The following is a 21,201-nucleotide window of genomic DNA, read 5'->3' as shown; positions in this document are numbered from 1 at the left end:
CTCTGAAACGATATTTGAAACACGATCTTTTTATTCGATCACATGGATCCAGCCTTTCGGAGCTTCGATCTGTCCCATCTGGATCCCGGTCAGCGTATCGTAAAGCTTCTTGGTGATCTCACCCATCTTCTCCATTCCGCTCGGGAAACAGATTTCTTCACCGTGATCCACGATCTTTCCGACCGGTGAGATCACCGCTGCCGTTCCGCACAATCCACATTCGGCAAAATCTTTCACTTCATCCAGATATACATCCCGCTCTTCCACTTCCAGTCCGAGATAATGTTCGGCAACATACATCAGGGAACGTCTTGTGATCGACGGGAGGATCGTATCGGAATGCGGCGTAACTACTTTGTGATCCTTTGTCACAAAAATAAAGTTGGCGCCGCCGGTCTCTTCCACTTTCGTTCTCGTCGCGGAATCCAGATACAAATTCTCATCGTATCCCGCCGCATGCGCGCTCACGATTGCATGAAGACTCATCGCATAATTCAGCCCTGCCTTGATATGACCGGTTCCATGCGGAGCTGCACGGTCAAAATCCGATACCCGGATCGTCAAAGGCTTCACGCCCCCCTTGAAATACGGTCCTACCGGAGTCGTAAATACACGGAACTGATATTCGTCCGCCGGTTTGACGCCGATCACCGGATTGATCCCAAACATATACGGGCGGATATATAAAGAAGCCCCGGAGCCGTACGGCGGTACATACGCCGCATTCGCACGTACTGTTTCCGTCACCGCCTCTAAGAAACGTTCCTCCGGAAATGCCGGCATCTCCAGACGCTTCGCGGAATCTACCATCCGCTTCGCATTTAAGTCCGGACGGAACGTTACAATCTGACCGTTCACCGTTGTATATGCTTTCATTCCCTCAAACACGGTCTGCGCATACTGCAACACGCCCGCACATTCATTCATCGTCACATTCGGGTCTGCCGTCAGATGTCCCGCATCCCATGCTCCGTCTTTATAATTCGCCACAAATCTCTGATCCGTCACGATGTAACCGAATCCGAGATTTGCCCAGTCAATTTCCTTTTTCTGCATCTGTATCTCCTCCATTTCCATCAAGCGGAACCTCGGAATGCCTGCTGCCGCCCCGCCCTCTTCCTGTATGCAAATCTGTTTGTGCCAATTATAATACTTCCGGTCACAAAATTCAAGAGTGCACTCTGTTTTTTGTCTCGAAATAACACGCCGGACAATAAACCGGCAAATCCGCCCTGCGCTTATCGTTCCATCATGCTGATCGATTCGATCCCCACGCTTCCGCCGCGGACGACTTCGATATCTTTAAATTCTTCTTTCATCAGTTTGATCACAGCGTCATTTTTGGTTGCCGTCTGCACAAATTCCAGAAGCAGGCTGTCTTTTCCATAATCGATCACCCGCGCTTTGAATGTCTCCGCAATCTGGAATAACTCCGCCTTATCTTCCGGCGTACATTTACGCACTTTGATATATAAAATCTCTTTCATCCGTACAAACACATCGGTAAAATCAATGACTTTGATTACTTCCACAAGACGGTTCAGCTGCTTTTTGATCTGCTCAAACGTCTCGTCATCGCTGACCGTCGCGATCGTCATACGGGATACCGTCGGATCTTCGGTCGTTCCGACAGTCAGACTGTCCAAATTGTAAGATTTTCCCGAAAACAATCCGGAAATCTTGGAAAGTACGCCCACCTGATTTTCTACATAAAGTGAGATCCATCTTTTCTTCATATGATTCTCCATCGTCCTGCCTCCTTTTCTATCAACAATCCAGAATCATTTCTTCCAGTGTTCCGCCCGGTTTGATCATCGGATAAACCATTTCTTCCGGATCAATGATAAATTCGATCAATGTCGGGACTTTTGTATTCTTCTTCGCTTCTTCAAATGCCGGTTCGATCTCTTCCGGCTTCGTCACACGGATTCCTTTCGCCCCGTAACTCTCTGCCAGCTTCACAAAATCCGGCGTGTACTCCGGCATCTCCTCCCCATTGGTCCGTCGAAACAGTGCGCCGGATCTGAGGTTCGTCATACCGTAACGTTTTCCGTAAAACAGCTTCTGCCACTGCCGCACCATCCCAAGATAGGTATTGTTCAGCACACATAACACAAGCGGAAGTTCTTCCAGCACTGCGGTCGCAAACTCCTGAATGTTCATCTGCATACCGCCGTCGCCGGAGATCGCGATCACCGGGGTATCCGGATTGCCGAGTTTGGCGCCGATCGCGCCGGGGAATCCGTATCCCATCGTTCCCAATCCTCCGGACATGATGATCTTCTTTTTCTCGGTGATCTCCGTATACTGGGCTGCAAACATCTGGTGCTGTCCCACATCCGTGACAATGATCGCCTCCTCGAACTGACGGTTGATCGCATCGATAATGTCTTTCGGTCCCATCGCCCCATGTTTCTTCATATCCAGCGGATGTTCTTTTTTCCATCCCTCGATCTTCCCAAGCCATTTCTCACTGCCGCATGGTTCCACATATTCATTCATCTTCTCGATCACCGCTTTCGCATCCGCCACGATCGGAATGTCCACATGGATATTTCTGGAGATCGAAGCGGTGTCAATATCGATATGCACGATCGTCGCTTTCGGTGCAAATGCATGCAGTTTTCCGGTGATCCGATCATTAAACCGGGTTCCGATGGAGAATAAAAGATCACATTCACTGACTGCCATATTCGCCGCATAAGCGCCGTGCATTCCCAAATTTCCTATATAAAGCGGATGATCCGTCGAGATCGCCCCTCTTCCCATCACCGTTGTGACAACCGGCACATTGGTCTTTTCAACCACCTCGGTAAACACTGCATTGGCGCGCGCGATGTTGACGCCGCCTCCCGCCAGAAACAACGGACGTTTCGCTTTATGAAGCATCTTCAATGCGCGCTTTAACTGCCCGATATGTACGTTTGTATTCGGCTTATATCCGCGGATGTTGACTTCTTTCGGATATTCGGCGCTTCCCAGCTCCGCCATCACATCTTTCGGAAGATCGATCAGGACAGGTCCCGGCTTTCCGGTTCTTGCAATGTAGAACGCTTCTTTGATGATCCGTCCCAGATCCGCACGATCCCGGACAGTCACGCCGTATTTGGTAATGCTTCTCGTGATCCCGACAATATCCACTTCCTGAAACGCATCGTTCCCGATCAAATGTCTCGCTACCTGTCCGGTAAAACAAACAAGCGGGACACTGTCATAATTCGCAGTTGCAAGCCCCGTCACCAGATTAGTTGCTCCCGGACCGCTGGTCACAAGGCATACGCCGACTTTCCCGGTCGTCCTTGCATAAGCGTCCGCTTCATGAACAAGCGCCTGCTCATGACGCGGTAAGATCACCCGGATCTCATCCTGCTTGTACAATTCGTCACTGATGTCGATCGTACAGGCCCCCGGATAACCAAAAATCGTATCCACGCCCTCTTCTTTTAATGCTTTTACCAACAACTTATTTCCTGAAATCTGTCTCATCCCTCTGCCTCCTTATCTGTTTTTCATACAGCCGATCCTGCCCGGCAAAACAAAATCCCTACTTTTGTAATGAAAAACGCCCCAAGCTTCCAAGCTCAGGGCGAATCGTTATCCGCGGCATCCGTGAAATCAAAAAGCATCTCTGAAGTCAAAAATTATCTCTGAAATCAAAAACTTCCCGGCTCTCTGCCGGTGCAAATACCGCATGTTCCATCAATGTCTTCTCCCTCTTCTCCTCATTCCAGCGAAAAGTTACATTTATTATACGGTGTGCTTTTTGCTTTGTCAATGTCGCTTTCTTGATGTATTTTAATGTCTGTATGCAGGATTTCCAACGTCTGCGCACAACGCAGCACATGCCGTCAGATCATCTCCACGATCTCTCCGCAGGCGATCATCGCGCCTGCATCTCCGGACGGCTGCGTTTTAAAATCATCGCGCTTTTCATGGATGACCACAGTCTTTCCGATGATGTCTTCCGGGTAAAATCTCGTCGTGTAGAACATCATCCATACATTTCCGTTATTCGCCAAAACAGGCGGCAGATCACCAGCATGATCCGGATGTCCGGTCTTGTTCGGATTATAATGTCCGTCTGCATTTTGAAACGGCACGTCTTTTGTTCCCGTACATGTACTTCCCGCATGGATATGAAATCCATGGAAGTTATCATCCCGCAGTCCTTTTACTTCAACAGATACGACGGTTCCTCCGTATACTTCAAAGAAAGAAACCATTCCCGTGATCTTCGGATGATTCCCGTCTCCTTTTATTTTGGCATAGGCTTCCGGTTTTGTTTTTCGATCGAACAATATTTTCACCCCGAGACCAGTATATGCGTCTTATCCCCTGCGGTATACCGAAAAAACATATTCCAGATCAAAACACGTCTGTTCGTCGCTTACCTGCGTCATCTTCCAATCTTCCAGTTCATCCAGGTTCGGAAAATGCGTGTCGGCCTCATAAGCATGGTCGATCTTTGTAATATAAGCGGTATCACAGTATGGAAGCATCATCCGGTATACGCTTTCTCCTCCGATGATATAGATTTCCTCGGAATCGTATTTTTTCAGTTCTTCCAAAAGCTCATCCTTTGTATGCACGATCACGGCATCTTTGACCTTGTAGTCACGATTGCCCGTCAACACGATATTCGTGCGGTTTTTCAGCGGAAGACCGTTGGGAAAGCTCTCCAATGTCTTTCTTCCCATCACTACGACATGACCGCTTGTCTTTTCCCTGAAAAATTTCATATCCGCCGGAATACTCGTCAAAAGCCGGTTCTTGTTCCCAATCGCCCAGTTGCTGTCTACTGCTGCAATCACATTCATTCTTTTTTCCTCTTTTCCTTGTTTTTGTTCTTTAAACTGCAATCGGTATATTTTTGATCTGCGGATGTGTCTCGTAATTTTCCAGACGTACATCGTCCGTTGTAAACTGATAAAAGTCTTTCACTTCCGGATTGAGCCAGAACGTCGGCGCCGGAAGCGGTTCCCGTTCGATCAATTCTTTGATCAGCGGGATATGCCGGTCATAAATGTGCGCGTCTGCGATCACATGAACAAATTCTCCGACTTTCATATCACATACCTGCGCCAGCATATGAAGAAGTACCGCATACTGGCAGACGTTCCAGTTGTTCGCCGCAAGCACATCCTGTGAACGCTGGTTCAAAATCCCGTTGAGCGTCAGTTTTTCGCTGTCCGGCTCTTTTGTCACATTAAATGTCATGCTGTATGCGCACGGATACAGGTTCATCTCATGCAGATCCTGATGCACATAGATATTTGTCATGATCCGACGGCTGTACGGATTGTGTTTCAAGTCGTAGATCACACGATCCACCTGATCCATCATGCCCTCCCGGTACTGATGTTTTACCTGCATCTGATACCCATATGCTTTTCCGATAGAGCCGTCTTCATCCGCCCAACTGTCCCAGATATGACTGTTCAGATCGTGGATATTATTGGATTTTTTCTGCCAGATCCAAAGCAGCTCGTCGGTACAGCTTTTGATTCCGGTCCGTCTCAAAGTCAGCGCCGGAAATTCCTTTGACAGATCATAACGGTTCACCACGCCGAATTTTTTCACGGTATATGCCGGAGTTCCGTCCTCCCATACCGGACGGACTTTCTCTCCCTCCGTACTTGTCCCGTTCTCAATAATATCTCTGCACATGTCGATAAACACTTTATCTGCATAACTCATTTCTTTTTGTCTCCTCTCCAACTTTATGGTTCTGCAATATTATACAGAACCTTTTCCAGTCCCCGCTCCAATGCGGCAACTTCCTTTTTTGTCAGTCCTCTCGTAAGCTGTCGGTCCAGTTTCCGGCGGTTCGCTTCCATTTTACGCTGAATATCATACGCTTTTTCTGTCAGAAAAATATTCTTCTTCCGCTTATCCGCCGTATTCGGCACACAAAAAATAAAACCTTTCTCTTCCAGCCGCTTCAAAAGTCCCGTCACCGTCGGGTTTTTCAGACTAAGCCCGCGCTCCACGTCCCGCTGGTTGACCTCTTCTTTATTAGTATGAAGCAAAAAATCCAGTACCGCGCACTGTGATGCGGTGATCCCAAGCTGCTTCAGATTTTCATTGAGATCTTTCTCATAAATATTATTGATCTGCTTTACAGTAAATCCGATCGGATACCCTCGTTTCTCCATCTTTTATCCCTGCCTTTTCAGAACTCAATACTCCCGGATGACGCTGCTGATCTCGTAGATATTCTCCATTTCTTTCAATTCCCGTAATGCATCTTTCAAATGATATTCTTTTACTTTCTCCGTTCCGATCACAAGTTCCGCTCTCTCGCCCTCTGCCGCTTTCTGAACGACCCGCGCAATGCTGACCTTATGATCTCCGAATACTTTTGTGATACAAGCCAGTACACCGTATGTGTTTTTCACCTGCATCCGCAGGAAAAACTTATTCTTCACTTCATCAAATGCTTTGACAGGTTCTTCTTTATAGCAGGTGCAGCTGATCCGACCGTTGCAGTGATATTCCAGATTTCTCGCCACATCGATCACATCTCCCATGACCGCGCTCGCTGTCGGCAGTTCTCCTGCCCCTCTGCCATAAAACATCGCGTCGTCCACCGCATCTCCGTGCACAAACACTGCATTGAACGAATCCCGGACCGATGCAAGCGGATGATCTTTATGGAGCATCACCGGATATACGCCGACTTCGATCCCTTTGTCTGTGTTTCTCGCAACACCGAGCAATTTGATCACACTGTCAAATTCCCTTGCATATTCAATGTCTTTGGATGTGATCTTAGTGATTCCCTCTGTATACACATCGTCAAAAACCACTCGTGAATGAAATGCGATCGAGGACATGATCGCCATTTTTCTTCCGGCATCCAGTCCCTCCACATCTGCCGTCGGGTCCGCCTCCGCATAGCCAAGCTCCGTCGCTTTTGCCAGCGCCGTCTCAAAATCCATATGATCCTCAAACATTCTTGTCAGGATATAGTTTGTCGTACCGTTTACGATCCCAAGCACCTCACTGATCTCATTTGCCGCAAGACACTGCTTTAACGGACGGATGATCGGGATTGCTCCCGCTACCGCCGCCTCAAACAACAGATCGCAATGCTGCTCTTCTGCCGCATCCAGAAGCTCTCTTCCATAAACCGCGATCAGATCTTTATTGGCCGTCACGACATGCTTTCCGGCATGCAGCGCATCCAGGATATAAGTTTTCGCCGGTTCGATCCCGCCCATCACTTCGATCACGATCCGGATCTCATCGTCATTCAAAATCTCATTCCAGTCATCCGTCAAGAGGCTTTCGTCAATTCCCGCTCTCTTTTTCCCAAGGCTGTGTACCAGGATCTTTTTCAGTTCCAGCTCGGCGCCCACAGTCTGCTCCATGACGTCGGAACGTCTTTCAAACAATTTGTATACGCCGGTTCCGACTGTTCCTGCTCCCAAAAGTGCTGCTTTGATCTTCTTTCCCATATCCTATTCCTCCTGTTTTTATTCATAGCTTCGTATGCATCCTATCCTACAATCCATCTGGTATCCTGTGCCCCAAATATATTCCATACTATCTATTGATACTTTTGCTACTTATCATAGCATAGATTTTGAAAGAAGACTAGCGTTATTAATTTCACAGCTCGTAGTATCTTAAAAACAAACTTTCTGAATTGTTTGAAAAATTAGTAAAAATTCCGACACATTATTTTTAAAAAAGTGTTGACTTCTATAAGACCTTATAGTATAGTATGTATTGTTCCAAGTGAGGAACGCAAACAAAACGCGATAGTGGCTCAGTTGGTAGAGTACGACCTTGCCAAGGTCGGGGTCGCGGGTTCGAACCCCGTCTATCGCTCTTAAGACCGTAATTCCGGTAGGGATTACGGTTTTTTTGTATCTGTATATACCTAAAGCGAATACTTTCCATACACATAAAATCTTCCATATAAACATTTCTTACCCGGCGCTTCCAAGTCCCCCTTGTATATTAACGTTACGAAAACGAAAACTCCTGTCAGCAATTTCTTCTGCCGCAGGAGTTCTCGTTCTCTTTTATCAATTTCTTATATTATTCTTTCGTTTTTATTCTTCGGTATTGTCTTTCTCTTCCGGTCTGAGTTCCAGTCCGAGTTCCGCAAGCTGTTTGTCATCTGCCATACTCGGCGCTTCCGTCATCAGACAGGAGGCGTCTTTTACTTTCGGGAATGCCATCACGTCACGGATGCTGTCCACTTTCGCCATCAGCATCACAAGACGATCCAGTCCGTATGCAAGACCGGCGTGCGGCGGAACACCATATTTAAATGCATTCAAAAGGAACGCAAACTGTTCATATGCCTGTTCTTTTGTAAATCCAAGCACCTCAAACATCTTCTCCTGAATGTCATTCTGGTGGATTCGGATACTTCCTCCGCCGATCTCGTTACCGTTCAGAGTGATGTCGTAAGCTTTTGCGCGCACTCTGCCCGGATCGCTGTCCAGATACTGCAGATCCTCTTCCATCGGCATCGTGAACGGATGGTGCATTGCCGTAAAGCGGTTCTGCTCCTCGCTCCACTCAAGAAGCGGGAACTCTGTGATCCAGAGGAATTTATATTCATTCTTATCGAGAAGTTCCATCTGACGCGCCAGTTCCAGACGCAGGTTTCCGAGCACATCCCAAACCACTTTATTCCGATCCGCAGCGAACAGAAGTAAATCTCCGTTCTCTCCGTCCATTGCCTGGATCAGATTCTGCATCTCTTCCTCCGTCATAAATTTCGCGAAAGAAGATTTCACCGTTCCGTCTTCCTGAACTGCGATATATGCCAGCCCTTTCGCCCCGAAATCTTTTGCGAAGCTGACCAGTTTGTCGATTTTCTTTCTCGGCATGCCGCCCTGTCCTTTCGCATTGATACCACGGACAGTTCCGCCAGCTTCGATCGCGCCTTTAAACACAACAAATTCACTGTCTTTGACAACCTCTGTCACATCGACCAGTTCCATTCCAAACCGGGTATCCGGCTTATCGGAACCATAACGATCCATCGCTTCCTGCCATGTCATCCGCGGGATCGGGAGCTGTACGTCAATATCGAGAACTTCTTTGAATAACTTCGCAAGAAGACGCTCGTTGATCTCCATCACATCATTCTCATCTACAAAAGAAAGCTCCATATCGATCTGTGTAAATTCCGGCTGTCTGTCGGCACGCAGATCCTCGTCGCGGAAACATTTTGCGATCTGGAAATAACGGTCGTAACCGGAACACATCAAAAGCTGTTTGTAAAGCTGTGGAGACTGCGGAAGTCCGTAAAAACTTCCCGGATGGATCCGGCTCGGAACAAGATAATCTCTCGCCCCCTCCGGCGTTGTCTTTCCGAGGATCGGAGTCTCGATCTCCAAAAATCCCTCATCTGCCAGAAACTGTCTCGTCAATGTTGCAATTTTACTGCGCATGATCAGATTTTTCTGCAGATCCGGTCTGCGCAGATCCAGATAACGGTATTTCAGACGAAGTTCTTCTTTTGTCTTGGAATTTTCCTCGATCGGGAACGGCGGTGTCTCCGATTCGGAAAGGATCCGCAGGGAATCCGGGATCACCTCGATTTCTCCGGTCGCAAGATTCTCATTGACCGCACCGGAACGTGCTGCAACCGTACCTGTGATCGCCACCACATATTCCGCGCGCAGCCCTGCCGCTTTCTCGATCAGCGCAGCGTCTGATTTTCCCTCTTCAAATACAACCTGGATCAGCCCGGAACGGTCCCGGACGTCCACAAATACAAGTCCGCCTTTATTGCGGTTCTTCTGTACCCATCCCATGATGGTTACCTGTTCTCCGATATTGGCTTTTGAAAGTTCGGCGCACCGGTGTGTACGATGCAGTCCTTTCATTGATTCTGACATACTCTACTTCCTCTTTTCTTCCTTTTCTTCTCTGTCAAACAGACAGTTTCCGTTATTTATCTGCTGAAAATTTCTTCGATCTCCGTATATCCCTGCTGTGCCAGCTGTTCTTTCTGAAATTTCTTATTTTTCTTCATATTTACGATCATAACCTGCATTCCGTCTGCGCGGTCTGCTTTCGCCTGTTCCAGAACCGAAAGCATCTTCTCCTGGGGCAGATTCTTATCCAACAGGTATGCTTTTTTCTGTTTTCCGGTCGGCACCTGATAGCCACGCTCTAACAGAAGCATGACGATCCGCTCGAATCCGATCGAGAAACCGACTGCCGGTGTATTCTGTCCGGTGAACTTGCCGATCATTTCATCGTAACGACCGCCGCCGCCGACAGAACCGCCGAACTCATCCATGGAAATCTCGAAGATCGTTCCTGTATAATAAGACATGCCACGTACAAGCGTCGGGTCGAAACTGACCTTAAAGTCCGCTTCCTTTGCACGTTCTACGCTGGTGATGATCGTCTCCAGAGACTCGGCTGCATCCGCCGGAAGAAATCCCTCCAGTTTCTCTTTGCACCAGCGGACGCCTGCCACGTCATTGGTGATCTCTTCAAAAATCTGCAGATATTTTTCTACGGATTCGGCTGCGTAACCGCACTCTTCCAGTTCTCTCTTTACACCGTCCAGACCAATCTTATCCATCTTGTCCAGAATGATAAAGACATTGTCATATTCACTTTCCGCAAATCCGCTGTATGCCGCCATCGCTTTTAAGAAACGACGGTCATTGATCCGGATCGTAAAATGATTAAAATCCAGTTTGCCGAGCAGCGTCGTCGTCGCAAGGATCAGTTCGATCTCCGCAAGATTGGATGGTTCTCCGAGAATATCGATATCACACTGCATAAACTGACGGAAACGCCCCCTCTGCGGACGGTCTGCACGCCATACATTTCCCATCTGCAGCGCTTTGAACGGCACCGGAAGTTCATTTGCATGATTGGAATAATACCGGGAAAGCGGCACGGTCAGGTCATAGCGTAGTCCGCCGTCCACCAGATCGATCTCCTCTTTCGCCTGATCGAGCTTCAGTTTCTCGCCTCTTTTTAAAATCTTAAAGATCAGCTTCTCATTGTCTCCGCCCTGTTTGCTGCACAGATTCTCAATATGTTCCACACATGGAGTTTCAATAGAAGAAAATCCAAATGCCTTATATGTCTCTTTGATCAGTGCGATCACATAATCCCGGATCTCCATCTCCTCCGGCATCATGTCTTTCATCCCGGTTACCGGTTTCTTCTTTAATGCCATAACCATTCTCCTTTTCTCTCTATCATCTCATCAATACGACTGATGTATTCTGTGATATTCTTTACGTTTTCAATCCGGATCAGATTCGTTGTCTTTCCGTTCTCAAGCGTCATCTTTTCCGGCAGAACGATCTTTGTGCCTGCGCCTGCTCCGCATGCCAGTATCGTCTGCTTTTCTTCCATAATAAGTATATTGTAAATTCCCGCTTTGTCAACCTTTGCATAACCAACATTTTCAAAATTTCCGGCGATGTTTTTCTGCCGGTACAGATAATAAGGAAGTAACCCCATCCTCCTTGCCGCGGCTGCGCCGTCCTCTACCATCTGTCCGATTTCACTTGAAAACGTCTTTTCTGATTTCGACGTCCGATTTACTTTTGCATCCTGCCCCATCTTTGCCGCCCGTTTGATCGCCAGAGAATGGATCGTCAGACTGTCCGGTCCGAGCTGTTCGATCTGCGCAAGCGTATCCCGCATATCTTCCGCACTCTCGCCGGGAAGTCCGGCGATCAGATCCATATTGATGTTGTCGAATCCAAGCGTTCTCGCCAAATGAAAGATCGTTTTCACATCCCCGACCGTATGCTTTCTTCCGACAAGATCAAGCGTCTTCTGCTGCATCGTCTGCGGATTGATCGAAATCCGTGTCACCGGATATTTCCGGATCACTTCCAGTTTCTCTTTTGTGATGCTGTCCGGTCGTCCCGCTTCCACCGTATATTCCTGTACCGTCTCCATCGAAAAATTTTGTTCGATGCATAAAAGCAGACGATCCAATTGCCCGGCAGACAATGTCGTCGGCGTTCCCCCGCCGATATAAACCGTATCCAATATCTTTCCTTTTGCCATCTTGGCTGTCGCCCGGATCTCCCTGCACAGCGCATCCAGATAGGCATCCATCTGACCCCTCCACTGATCTGCCGGCGAAGAACTAAAGGAACAATAGGAACAAATACTCGGGCAAAATGGGATTCCCACATAAAGACTGAATCCCTCCGGCGTGTGCAGGCATTCCAGCTGCCGTTTCTCGCGCTCTGCGATTTCGATCGCAAGTTTTGCCTTACTATCAGATACACTATATTCTTCTTTTAGAAACTCAATAATTTCCTTTTCACTTTTTCCACTTTCTATTTTTTGCATGACAAGCTTTGTAGGGCGAACCCCCGTCAGCATTCCCCAAGCAAGCCTCCTGCCTGTTCTTTCCGACAGATACTCATACACTTTATGCGTCACAAAGCGTTTGCGCATCTGGCGGCACACATCGGACTGTACCTCCGCCCCGATCCCGGGGACTTCTGCAACGGAAAAGCAAGAGCCTCCGTCCACTGTCAGTTTCACCAGAGGTTCTTGCTCCCCGTCTACGCACTGCCTGATTTCCGCCTCCGGAAAAAAAGCTTTCGTAATATGGTATAAATTGTAGGTGAATAACGTTTCTTTACTTATGATCTCAATCATACTTTACTCCTTATCAAAGAAACGGATTGTATGTTTTCTCATGACCGATCGTCGTCTCGCTCATATGTCCCGGATAGACGACCGTCTCTTCCGGCAGTCCGAGAAGTTTCTCCCGGATCGAGCGTACAAGCTGACTCTGGCTTCCCGTCGGAAAATCCGTTCTTCCAACAGAATCATGGAACAATGTATCTCCGCTGAACAACACATTTTCCGATTCTATATAATAACAGCATCCGCCGATCGTATGCCCCGGCGTATGGATCACACGGATTTTCATCCCTGCAAGCTCCAAAACCTGTCCGTCTTTTATATGAGACGCACCGGAAAATGTATATGCCGGTCCGTAAGAAACCGATGCATTGTAAGACGCATCTTTCAAAAGGATCTCTTCCTCTTCCTGTACATACACCGGAACAAAAAATTGCGCTAAAACTTCGTCCAGTCCCATGATATGATCAAAATGCCCGTGCGTCAGCAGGATCGCCCGCGGTTTCAGCGCATTCTCCCGGATATATGTTATCATCTTGTCCGAATAAGCGCCCGGATCAATGAGAAAACATTCCAAAGTCTCCTCATTGGATACCACATAACAATTTGTGCCTACCATCCCCACTATAAATCGTTCAATCCGCATCTTCTTCCTCCCTGCCTCTTTTTTATCCCGCAGTTCTTTCGATATCTATCACGCCCTCGATCTGACGCAGTTTCTCGATCAGCCGGTTTAATTCTTCCCGACCGCGCACGATAAATCCCATCTCCAATGTTGCCGTTCCTTTTTTGCTCGTCCGCACGTTCATGGATTTCACATCAATCTTCGCTTCCGTAAATACTTTGGAAACATCCATCAAAAGTCCCTGACGGTCGCCGGAATAAATCTTTAATTCCGCCAGATACTGTCCGCCGCCGTCGCTTTCCTCCGTGCTCTCCCATTCCGCATCGATGAGACGTTCCCGCTCTGCCGCGGAAAGATGCAGCATATTGACACAGTCCGTCCGATGGATCGACATACCGCGCCCTCTCGTAACAAATCCGACGATCTCATCTCCCGGCACCGGTGAGCAGCATTTTGAAAAACGCACCGCCATATCGTCGATTCCTTTGACGATGATCCCACTCTTGGATTTCCCGATATGGACTTTCTGATTGCCGTTCCCTGAAAGCTTTTCAAGGATCGTCTCATCAGTCACTTCTTTCTTGTGTTCTTTCTCGTACTCTTCCTGAAGCCGGTTGACAACCTGCCCCTCTTTGAGTCCGCCATGTCCGATCGCTGCCAGCACGGAATCCCAGTCGCGGAATCCATATTTCTGCTGCACGATCTGCTGATATTTCGGCTTCATGACATTGGCAAGGTTCACCGATTTGGCACGGCAGCATGCCGCCACCATCTCACGCCCGCGGATGATATTTTCCTCTTTGAACTCTTTCTTAAACCAGGAATTGATCTTGGATTTCGCCTGCGTACTCTTTACGATATTCAGCCAGTCACGGCTCGGTCCTCTCGAATTCTGGGACGTCAATATCTCGATACGGTCACCGTTTTGGATCTTGTAATCGATATTGACCAATTTGCCGTTCACTCTTGCGCCGACCATCTTATTTCCGACGGCGCTGTGGATCGCATAGGCAAAATCAACCGGCGTCGAACCATTCGGCAGGTTCTTGACATCTCCGTTCGGTGTAAAACAGTAGACGTCCTCCGCAAACAGATCCAGATCTCCTTTTAAGAGACTTAAGAATTCCCGATTGTCGGACATATCCCGCTGCCATTCCAGGATCTGACGCAGCCAGTTTAATTTTTCTTCCTGCGCCTGCACCACTTTCGCCGCATCCCCGCCCTCTTTATATTTCCAATGGGCTGCGATACCGTACTCCGCAGTCTTATGCATCTCCTCTGTACGGATCTGGATCTCAAACGGCTGTCCGGACGGTCCCATCAACGTTGTGTGCAGGGACTGATACATATTCGGCTTCGGCATCGCGATATAATCTTTAAAACGTCCCGGGATCGGCGTATACATCTCATGGATCACACCAAGCGCCGCATAACAGTCTTTCACGGAATCCACAATGATCCGCACGGCAAACAGATCGTACACCTGATCCAGAGTTTTATTCTGATTGACCATTTTCTTGTAGATGCTGAAAAAATGCTTCACTCTTCCATATACTTTCGCCTGAATATGCGCGTTCTTCATATGTGTCGATACTTCCGAGACGATCTGCTGGACAAATTCTTCCCGCTTCGTCTTGCGCTCGTTCAGATCGTGAACAAGCTGCTGATACACTTCCGGCTGGGAATATTTCAAAGAGAGATCGTCCAGCTCGATCTTGATCTTGGAAATACCGAGCCGCTGGGCGATCGGCGCATAAATGTCCATCGTCTCTTTTGCTTTTTCTTTCTGCTTTTCCGGACGCATAAATTCAAGCGTCCGCATATTGTGCAGACGGTCCGCCAGTTTGATGATGATCACACGGATGTCTTTTGCCATCGCAAGGAACATCTTGCGTAGATTTTCCGCCTGGATCTCCAGTTTATCCTGAGAATAAGATAACTGCCCCAGTTTCGTCACACCGTCTACAAGGAGAGCCACCTCTTCCCCAAACTCACGGCTCACATCATCCAAGGTCATATCGGTATCTTCCACGGCATCATGCAGCATTCCCGCCACGATCGTCTCTTTGTCCATCTCCAGATCCGCAAGGATGATCCCCACCCAGAGCGGATGGATGATATACGGCTCGCCCGATTTGCGCACCTGTCCGTTATGTGCCTCATTTGCCGTCTTATATGCTTTTTCGATCAGGGAAATATCTGCCGACGGATGATATTTCCTGACACGTTCGATCAATGCCTGATATAACTGTTCAGGATCCTGATAATCCTCCGGTGCTTTCACGGCATGCCCGTCAACCATCGCAAAATTCCGATTTAATAATTCATATTCCGGTGTTCCTGCCATATCAGTGTCCCCTTTTCTTCCTGTATTTGCTTTTTCTAGTATAGCATTATTTTCGCAATTTTCAAACATTTTTATCTCCGGTAGTTTACCACGGTGATCTGCAGTGTCCGACGCCCCATATATTCATTGACCGACGGATAATATGTAAACGACATCTCACCGCCTTTTTCCATCTCTTCCAGACAGGTGTTCACATTTCCGAAATAAACGGCTTCCATGCGGTTTCCGCCCCGGTCTTCCACCTGAAACTTCAATACATTCCGGTTCTTGCCGATGATACGCGGTCGGATCACCCGGAGATTTTTCTCTGCAAAAAGCGGCTTCGTATTGCCTTTTCCAAAAGGTTCCAGCAGTTCCAGCTCTTCCACCAGATTTTCCGTAATATACGGAAGCGGAAGCTGCATGTCGATCGATACTTTCTCCATCAGGTCTTCCTCGCTCAAATCTGCCAGTTTGTTGATCACCTGCCGGAAACGCGGTACATTTTCTTCCGGAAGAGACAAACCTGCCGCCAGCTTATGTCCTCCGAACTTTGTAAACAACGCGCGGCACTTACACATTTCTTCAAACATATTGTAACTTTCAATTGATCGCCCGGAGCCTTTCACTCCGTCTTCCGCGCGCGTCAGCACAAATACCGGGCGGTAATACCGCTCCCGGAGCCGCCCTGCAATGATGCCTGCAATACTTTCATGACAATCCGGCAGATAAACGACAAGCACCGGATCTTCCTGCATGGAAGTCGATTCGATCTGCTCCACTGCCTGCTCCACTCCTTTTTCCGTCATCTCTTTCCGGCTGTCATTCAATGCTTTCAGGTCTTCCGCCAGCATCACCGCTTCTCTCCGATTTTTCGCACAGAGCAGTTCCAGCGCACGTTTTGCGGTATCCAGCCGCCCTCCTGCATTGATACAAGGTCCGATCACAAATCCGATATGATACGCATTCAGCCGGTCCACCGGCACATTCGTACATTCCATCAACGCTTTCAGACCCTCGTTGCGGGTTCGTTTCAGCATCTCCAATCCCTGCTTGACGAAAATCCGGTTCTCGCCGCACAGATCCATTACATCTCCTACCGTCGCGATCGCCACATTTTCCATCAGATAGTCCACGTCTTCCGCATCGCGCTGCATCACTTCATATAACGCTTCCACCAGTTTATATGCCACTGCCGCCCCGCAAAGCCCTTTAAACGGATATTCACAGTCCGGACGGTGCGGATCCACGACCGCATCCGCCTGCGGAAGCAGATATTCTTTCTCGCCGCCCGCATCCAAAAACGGAATCTCATGATGATCCGTCACGATCACAGTCAGTCCGCGCTCTTTCCCGTAAAGAATTTCCTCTCCTGCCGCGATCCCATTGTCACAAGTAATGATCGTATCGACACCGTCTTCCAACGCCCGGTCGATCAGATTGCGGTTCAGACCGTATCCGTCCTTGATCCGGTCCGGAATATCCGTATCCACATCGGCGCCGAGTCCGGCAAGTCCCTCCTGTAAAATATACGTTGCATTGACCCCGTCTATATCATAATCCCCGATAATGCGGATCGCCGCCCTCTCCCGTATCTTCTCCGAAAGGATTTCCACTGCCTTGTCCATATCTTTCATCAACATGCCGTCATACAGATCCGCGATCGTTCCATTCAGATAAAAATCAATCGCCTCCTCCCCGATGACCTCCCGATTCCGGATCAGACGTGCCAGGATCGGAGAAATGTGGTACTTCTCGGAAATAGACTGAAAATCGGCTTTTTTCATTGCCACAAACCATTTTTCCATCGCCGTTCCTCCTTTAGAAAAAGAGCAGGGATATTCCCTGCCCTTTTCGTTGTCGTAAATAAATCAAAAACTTTCTTATGCTTTCTTTGCCGCCTTTTTCTCGGACGCTTTTTTCATCACATACCAGAGTGCACCTGTGATACATACGGAAGAGTATGCTCCGCAGATGATACCTACCATCAACGGAAGTGCAAATTCTTTGATCGAACTTACACCCATCACATAAAGAACGGCAACCATGATAAATGTTGTCAAAGAGGTATAAATACTCCTTGTCAATGTCTTGGTGATACATCCGTTTACCAGATCCTGAAGATCGGTTCCGCGCTTCTGTGTTTTCAGTTCATCACGGATCCGATCAAAGATCACGATCGTCGCGTTGATCGAATATCCGACGATCGTCAGCATACACGCGATAAATGTATTTCCGACAGATACGCGGGAAAGCACATAAAATCCAAGTACGATCAGCACGTCATGGAGTAGCGCCACAACCGCGCTTGTCGCAAAGCGGATGTCTTTAAATCGCAGCCAGATATACAAAAGCATAAAGACTGTCGCAATCGCAACCGCTACCACTGCGTCCTGACGCATCTCGGAACTTACCGTTGAGCTGATATTTTCACTTGTGATCTCTTTTTCGGAAGCGCCGAACTGCTCTGTCATCACTTTATTAAACGCTTCTCGTTTTTCCAGATCCAATGTCTGTGTCTTAAAGACAACCTGCTTGCTTCCCTCTACTTTTTGAACCTGTACATTTTTGTCGCCGGTCACGTCCTCGATCAACGGCACGATCTTATCATCAATCTCTTCCAATGTATACTCTTCTGCAAATGTCACATTGGTCGCCGTACCGCCTTTAAACTCCAGACTGTAATTCAGCGCTCCGACGCCGCGCGCGGAATTGACTCCCATCAGTACGAATCCCGCCAGGATCAATGCCGCAGAAACACCAAAGAACAGTTTCTTCTTTCCGAGGAAATGGATCGCTTTTCTTTCCTTTTTCGGACGTCCGTATAATTTTTCACTCCGGATTCCAACCGCATAGAATGAGTAGATGATCACCCGTGTGATCACAAGCGCCGTAAACATGGATACGACGATACCAAGCGCCAGTGTCTGCGCAAATCCTTTGACTGTGCCGCTTCCGCGAAGCCAGAGAACTGCCGCCGCGATCAGTGTCGTGATATTGCCGTCCAGAATTGCCGACATCGCTTTCTTGAATCCGGCATTCAGCGAACTGCGCACGGATTTGCCTGCCGCCAGCTCTTCTCCCACACGGGCGAAAATAATCACGTTTGCATCCACCGCCATACCGATGCCGAGGATGATACCCGCAATTCCCGGAAGCGTCAGCGTAATGTCAAACGCATTCAGAGAAACCAGCACCAGTCCTGTATAGATCAAAAGCGCCAGTCCGGAAGCAAGTCCCGGAAGCAGATATACAACACACATGAAAACAAATACGATCGCCAGTCCGATCGCACCTGCCATCAGGCTGGTCTTGATCGCATCCTGTCCGAGCTGTGCTCCGACCACATTGGAACGGAGTTCTTCCAGTTCCAGATTCAGCGCTCCGCTTCGGATCGTCGTTGCCAGCGCATTTGCTTTTGTGTAGTCCATCGCTCCGCTGATCTCCGCACGTCCGTCTTTGATCTCACTGTTGACATTCGGAACCGTTACAAATGCATCGTCGTAATAGATACCGATGCTCTCCTTGGATTCGAGCGCTTTTTTCGTCGCCTCGGCAAACTTAGCCGCGCCGTCTTTGTTCATCTCCAAAGCCACGGCATATTCCGCCGCATCGCTGACCTGATTCGATCTCGCAACCGCCTCCGCATTTTTCACATCCGTACCTGTCAGCACGATGGAGCCGTCTTTCTGCAGCTCCTCGATCGATTTTGTCAGTTTATAATCTTCCGGATTTCCCGTCTGCTTCTCATTTTTATAATTTAAGTTGCCCTCACTGTCTGTCTGGGCAATAAAATACAGACTTCCCGGTCGTCCGAGTTCATCCAGGATCGCATTCGCATCGCTGACGCCCGGGATCTCGATACTGATCCGGTCATCGCCCTCCTGATAAACCGTCGCTTCTGTACTGTATCCCTCGACACGTTTCTGCAGTTTGTAGATCGTGTCCGCCATATCTTCTTCCGACGGGGTATCGCCTTTTACCTGATAGGTGATGCTGACTCCACCCTCCAGATCCAAACCAAGGTTGATATTTTTTGCCGCGCCTGTTTCGCCCTTGCCCCAGCCATGAATGGTTGTAAACCCAAGCAGACCGGTCAGAACGGCGATCAAGATCAGGCTGATGACTCCTTTACTCTTCTTCACGTTCCTCATCCTTTCCATTATCTGCCAGAGCGGCTTTGATCATGATCGCACACTCCACACGTTTACGTTCCATTTCACAACTCACATCATACGTATCGTGGATGGTGTTGTGGAATTTATAAGAATTCGCCATACATCCGCCGCTGCAGTAGAATCTTGCAAAACAACTTCTGCATTTTTCTTTGGAGTACACGCTGCAGCTTCTGAAATCATCAGCGATCTCCGGTCTTACGATGCCATCATCCACATTTCCCATAAGGAATGTCTCATCTCCGACAAACTGATGACATGGATAAAGATCTCCCCATGGAGTCACTGCCAGATACTCCGTACCGGAACCACAGCCGGATAACCGCTTCGCCACACACGGACCGCCCTCCAGATCGATCATGAAATGGAAGAAATTAAATCCTCTGCCCTCCCGTTCACGTTCCACCATCATTTTCGCCAGCTTGTCGTATTCGGAGAATATCTGAGGAAGATCGCTTTCCCGGATCGCATACGGATCGGTATCCTCTCCCACGACCGGTTCGATGGAAATCTGCTCAAATCCCAATTCCGCAAAATGCTCTACATCTTTTGAGAAATCCAGATTCTCCCGCGTAAACGTTCCGCGGATATAATATTTCTCCTGATTCCGGCTCTCGGCAAGTTTCCGGAATTTCGGAACGATCAGGTCATAACTTCCTTTTCCGTTCCGGAACGGACGCATCCGGTCGTTGACCTCTTTTCTTCCGTCCAGGCTCAGAACAACGTTATCCATCTCACGATTCACAAATTCCTGTACTTCATCATTTAAAAGTACACCGTTTGTGGTCAGTGTAAAGCGGAAATGCTTATCATGAAGCTTTTCCTGTTCTCTTCCATATGCAACCAGATCTTTGACAACCTGCCAGTTCATCAGCGGTTCTCCACCGAAGAAATCCACTTCCAGATTGCGTCTGCTTCCGGAATTGGCGATCAGAAAGTCAAGCGCTTTCTTTCCGACTTCATAAGACATCAGCGCACGTCTTCCGTGATACTCCCCCTCCTCGGCAAAACAATAGCGACACGCCAGATTACAGTCGTGGGCAATATGCAGACAGAGTGCTTTCACAACCGTCTTGCGCTGTTTGACTTCGTCTATGTAATCTTCATAAATATCTTCCGTAAAAAGCTGTCCTGCTTCTGTCAGCTCCGTTACCGCTTCCAGAATCTCCTTTACTTCTTCCGCATCCGCTTCTTTTCCGGAAGATTTGAGCTCCGAAAGCACCATCTCCAACGTCTCCGGTTTCTTTAATGATTCCGCCGCCTGGGATGGATTCTGCTTCTCCAAACATGCGATGATGTCATAGGCAAGCGGATCTACTACATGAACCGAACCACTGTTGACATCCAGCACGATGTTATATCCATTATTCTGGTACTGATGTATCACAACAGATACCTCTCTTTCTAATTAATATGTTTCTTTACTGAGTTCGTCTTTCTTTTACATATTTCCAGAT

The 21,201-nt window shown here is 48.2% G+C and carries 16 protein-coding genes and 1 tRNA gene; 1 reads left to right on the top strand and 16 read right to left on the bottom strand.

The genetic code is table 11. The features are described 5' to 3' along the window. Positions 1-30 precede the first annotated feature (30 nt). The 8 genes from I2H87_RS08695 to I2H87_RS08660 all read right to left on the bottom strand — a co-directional run bounded on the left by I2H87_RS08695 (position 31) and on the right by I2H87_RS08660 (position 7,460). Positions 31-1,056 (bottom strand): branched-chain amino acid aminotransferase, encoded by a 1,026-nt coding sequence (locus tag I2H87_RS08695; RefSeq protein WP_044955134.1) that lies wholly within the window; start codon positions 1,054-1,056, stop codon positions 31-33. 182 nt (positions 1,057-1,238) lie between these two features. Beyond that, complete coding sequence (gene ilvN / locus I2H87_RS08690; RefSeq protein WP_009268568.1) at positions 1,239-1,748, bottom strand: acetolactate synthase small subunit; 510 nt, start codon at positions 1,746-1,748, stop codon at positions 1,239-1,241. 19 nt (positions 1,749-1,767) lie between these two features. Beyond that, positions 1,768-3,486 carry a biosynthetic-type acetolactate synthase large subunit gene (ilvB, locus tag I2H87_RS08685; RefSeq protein ID WP_009268569.1) on the bottom strand — a complete coding sequence of 573 codons (1,719 nt, stop codon included), beginning with the start codon at positions 3,484-3,486 and terminating at the stop codon, positions 1,768-1,770. A gap of 362 nt (positions 3,487-3,848) precedes the next feature. Then, positions 3,849-4,307 carry a superoxide dismutase family protein gene (locus I2H87_RS08680; RefSeq protein WP_195609728.1) on the bottom strand — a complete coding sequence of 153 codons (459 nt, stop codon included), beginning with the start codon at positions 4,305-4,307 and terminating at the stop codon, positions 3,849-3,851. Between the two features lie 21 nt (positions 4,308-4,328). Continuing rightward, the gene (locus I2H87_RS08675) at positions 4,329-4,817 is read right to left on the bottom strand and encodes a dihydrofolate reductase (protein ID WP_009268572.1); all 489 of its coding nucleotides are present in this window, start codon (positions 4,815-4,817) and stop codon (positions 4,329-4,331) included. Between the two features lie 31 nt (positions 4,818-4,848). Beyond that, on the bottom strand, positions 4,849-5,697 hold the full coding sequence (gene thyA, locus I2H87_RS08670) for a thymidylate synthase (protein ID WP_022152632.1): 849 nt from the start codon (positions 5,695-5,697) through the stop codon (positions 4,849-4,851). A gap of 23 nt (positions 5,698-5,720) precedes the next feature. Continuing rightward, positions 5,721-6,155, bottom strand: coding sequence for a MarR family winged helix-turn-helix transcriptional regulator (locus I2H87_RS08665; RefSeq protein WP_009268574.1), 435 nt, complete (start codon positions 6,153-6,155; stop codon positions 5,721-5,723). Positions 6,156-6,179: 24 nt separating this feature from the next. Continuing rightward, a complete protein-coding gene (locus tag I2H87_RS08660; RefSeq protein WP_009268575.1) occupies positions 6,180-7,460 on the bottom strand; it encodes a homoserine dehydrogenase in 1,281 nt (426 codons plus the stop codon). A 303-nt stretch (positions 7,461-7,763) separates the two neighbouring features. Here I2H87_RS08660 and I2H87_RS08655 point away from each other — a divergent pair. Beyond that, positions 7,764-7,836: transfer RNA gene (locus I2H87_RS08655), tRNA-Gly, on the top strand. Positions 7,837-8,063: 227 nt separating this feature from the next. On the opposite strand, the gene aspS is transcribed toward I2H87_RS08655, so the two are convergent. The 8 genes from aspS to scfB all read right to left on the bottom strand — a co-directional run bounded on the left by aspS (position 8,064) and on the right by scfB (position 21,131). Then, positions 8,064-9,869: an aspartate--tRNA ligase gene (aspS, locus tag I2H87_RS08650; protein ID WP_195609727.1), complete on the bottom strand. Its 1,806-nt coding sequence runs from the start codon at positions 9,867-9,869 to the stop codon at positions 8,064-8,066. A gap of 56 nt (positions 9,870-9,925) precedes the next feature. Beyond that, positions 9,926-11,176: a histidine--tRNA ligase gene (gene hisS, locus I2H87_RS08645; protein WP_195609726.1), complete on the bottom strand. Its 1,251-nt coding sequence runs from the start codon at positions 11,174-11,176 to the stop codon at positions 9,926-9,928. Next, a complete protein-coding gene (hemZ, locus tag I2H87_RS08640) occupies positions 11,167-12,630 on the bottom strand; it encodes a coproporphyrinogen dehydrogenase HemZ (protein WP_195609725.1) in 1,464 nt (487 codons plus the stop codon). Before hemZ ends, hisS begins: the two co-directional genes overlap by 10 nt. A gap of 13 nt (positions 12,631-12,643) precedes the next feature. Continuing rightward, positions 12,644-13,264: an MBL fold metallo-hydrolase gene (locus I2H87_RS08635; RefSeq protein WP_195609724.1), complete on the bottom strand. Its 621-nt coding sequence runs from the start codon at positions 13,262-13,264 to the stop codon at positions 12,644-12,646. 22 nt (positions 13,265-13,286) lie between these two features. Beyond that, entirely contained in the window at positions 13,287-15,590 is a 2,304-nt protein-coding gene (locus I2H87_RS08630; protein ID WP_195609723.1) for a RelA/SpoT family protein, read from the bottom strand. A gap of 71 nt (positions 15,591-15,661) precedes the next feature. After that, positions 15,662-17,377 carry a single-stranded-DNA-specific exonuclease RecJ gene (recJ, locus tag I2H87_RS08625; RefSeq protein ID WP_195609722.1) on the bottom strand — a complete coding sequence of 572 codons (1,716 nt, stop codon included), beginning with the start codon at positions 17,375-17,377 and terminating at the stop codon, positions 15,662-15,664. A 75-nt stretch (positions 17,378-17,452) separates the two neighbouring features. Continuing rightward, positions 17,453-19,714, bottom strand: a complete 2,262-nt coding sequence (secD, locus tag I2H87_RS08620) for a protein translocase subunit SecD (protein WP_195609721.1) — start codon at positions 19,712-19,714, stop codon at positions 17,453-17,455. Continuing rightward, positions 19,701-21,131: a thioether cross-link-forming SCIFF peptide maturase gene (gene scfB / locus I2H87_RS08615; RefSeq protein WP_195609720.1), complete on the bottom strand. Its 1,431-nt coding sequence runs from the start codon at positions 21,129-21,131 to the stop codon at positions 19,701-19,703. The genes secD and scfB overlap by 14 nt, the downstream gene beginning before the upstream one ends. Between the last annotated feature and the right edge of the window lie 70 nt (positions 21,132-21,201).

This window comes from Mediterraneibacter glycyrrhizinilyticus, assembly GCF_015560805.1.
Lineage (GTDB): Bacteria > Bacillota > Clostridia > Lachnospirales > Lachnospiraceae > Schaedlerella > Schaedlerella glycyrrhizinilytica_A.
The sequence above is the reverse complement of the archived record's forward strand: the minus strand, read 5'-3'. Positions and strand labels throughout refer to the sequence as shown.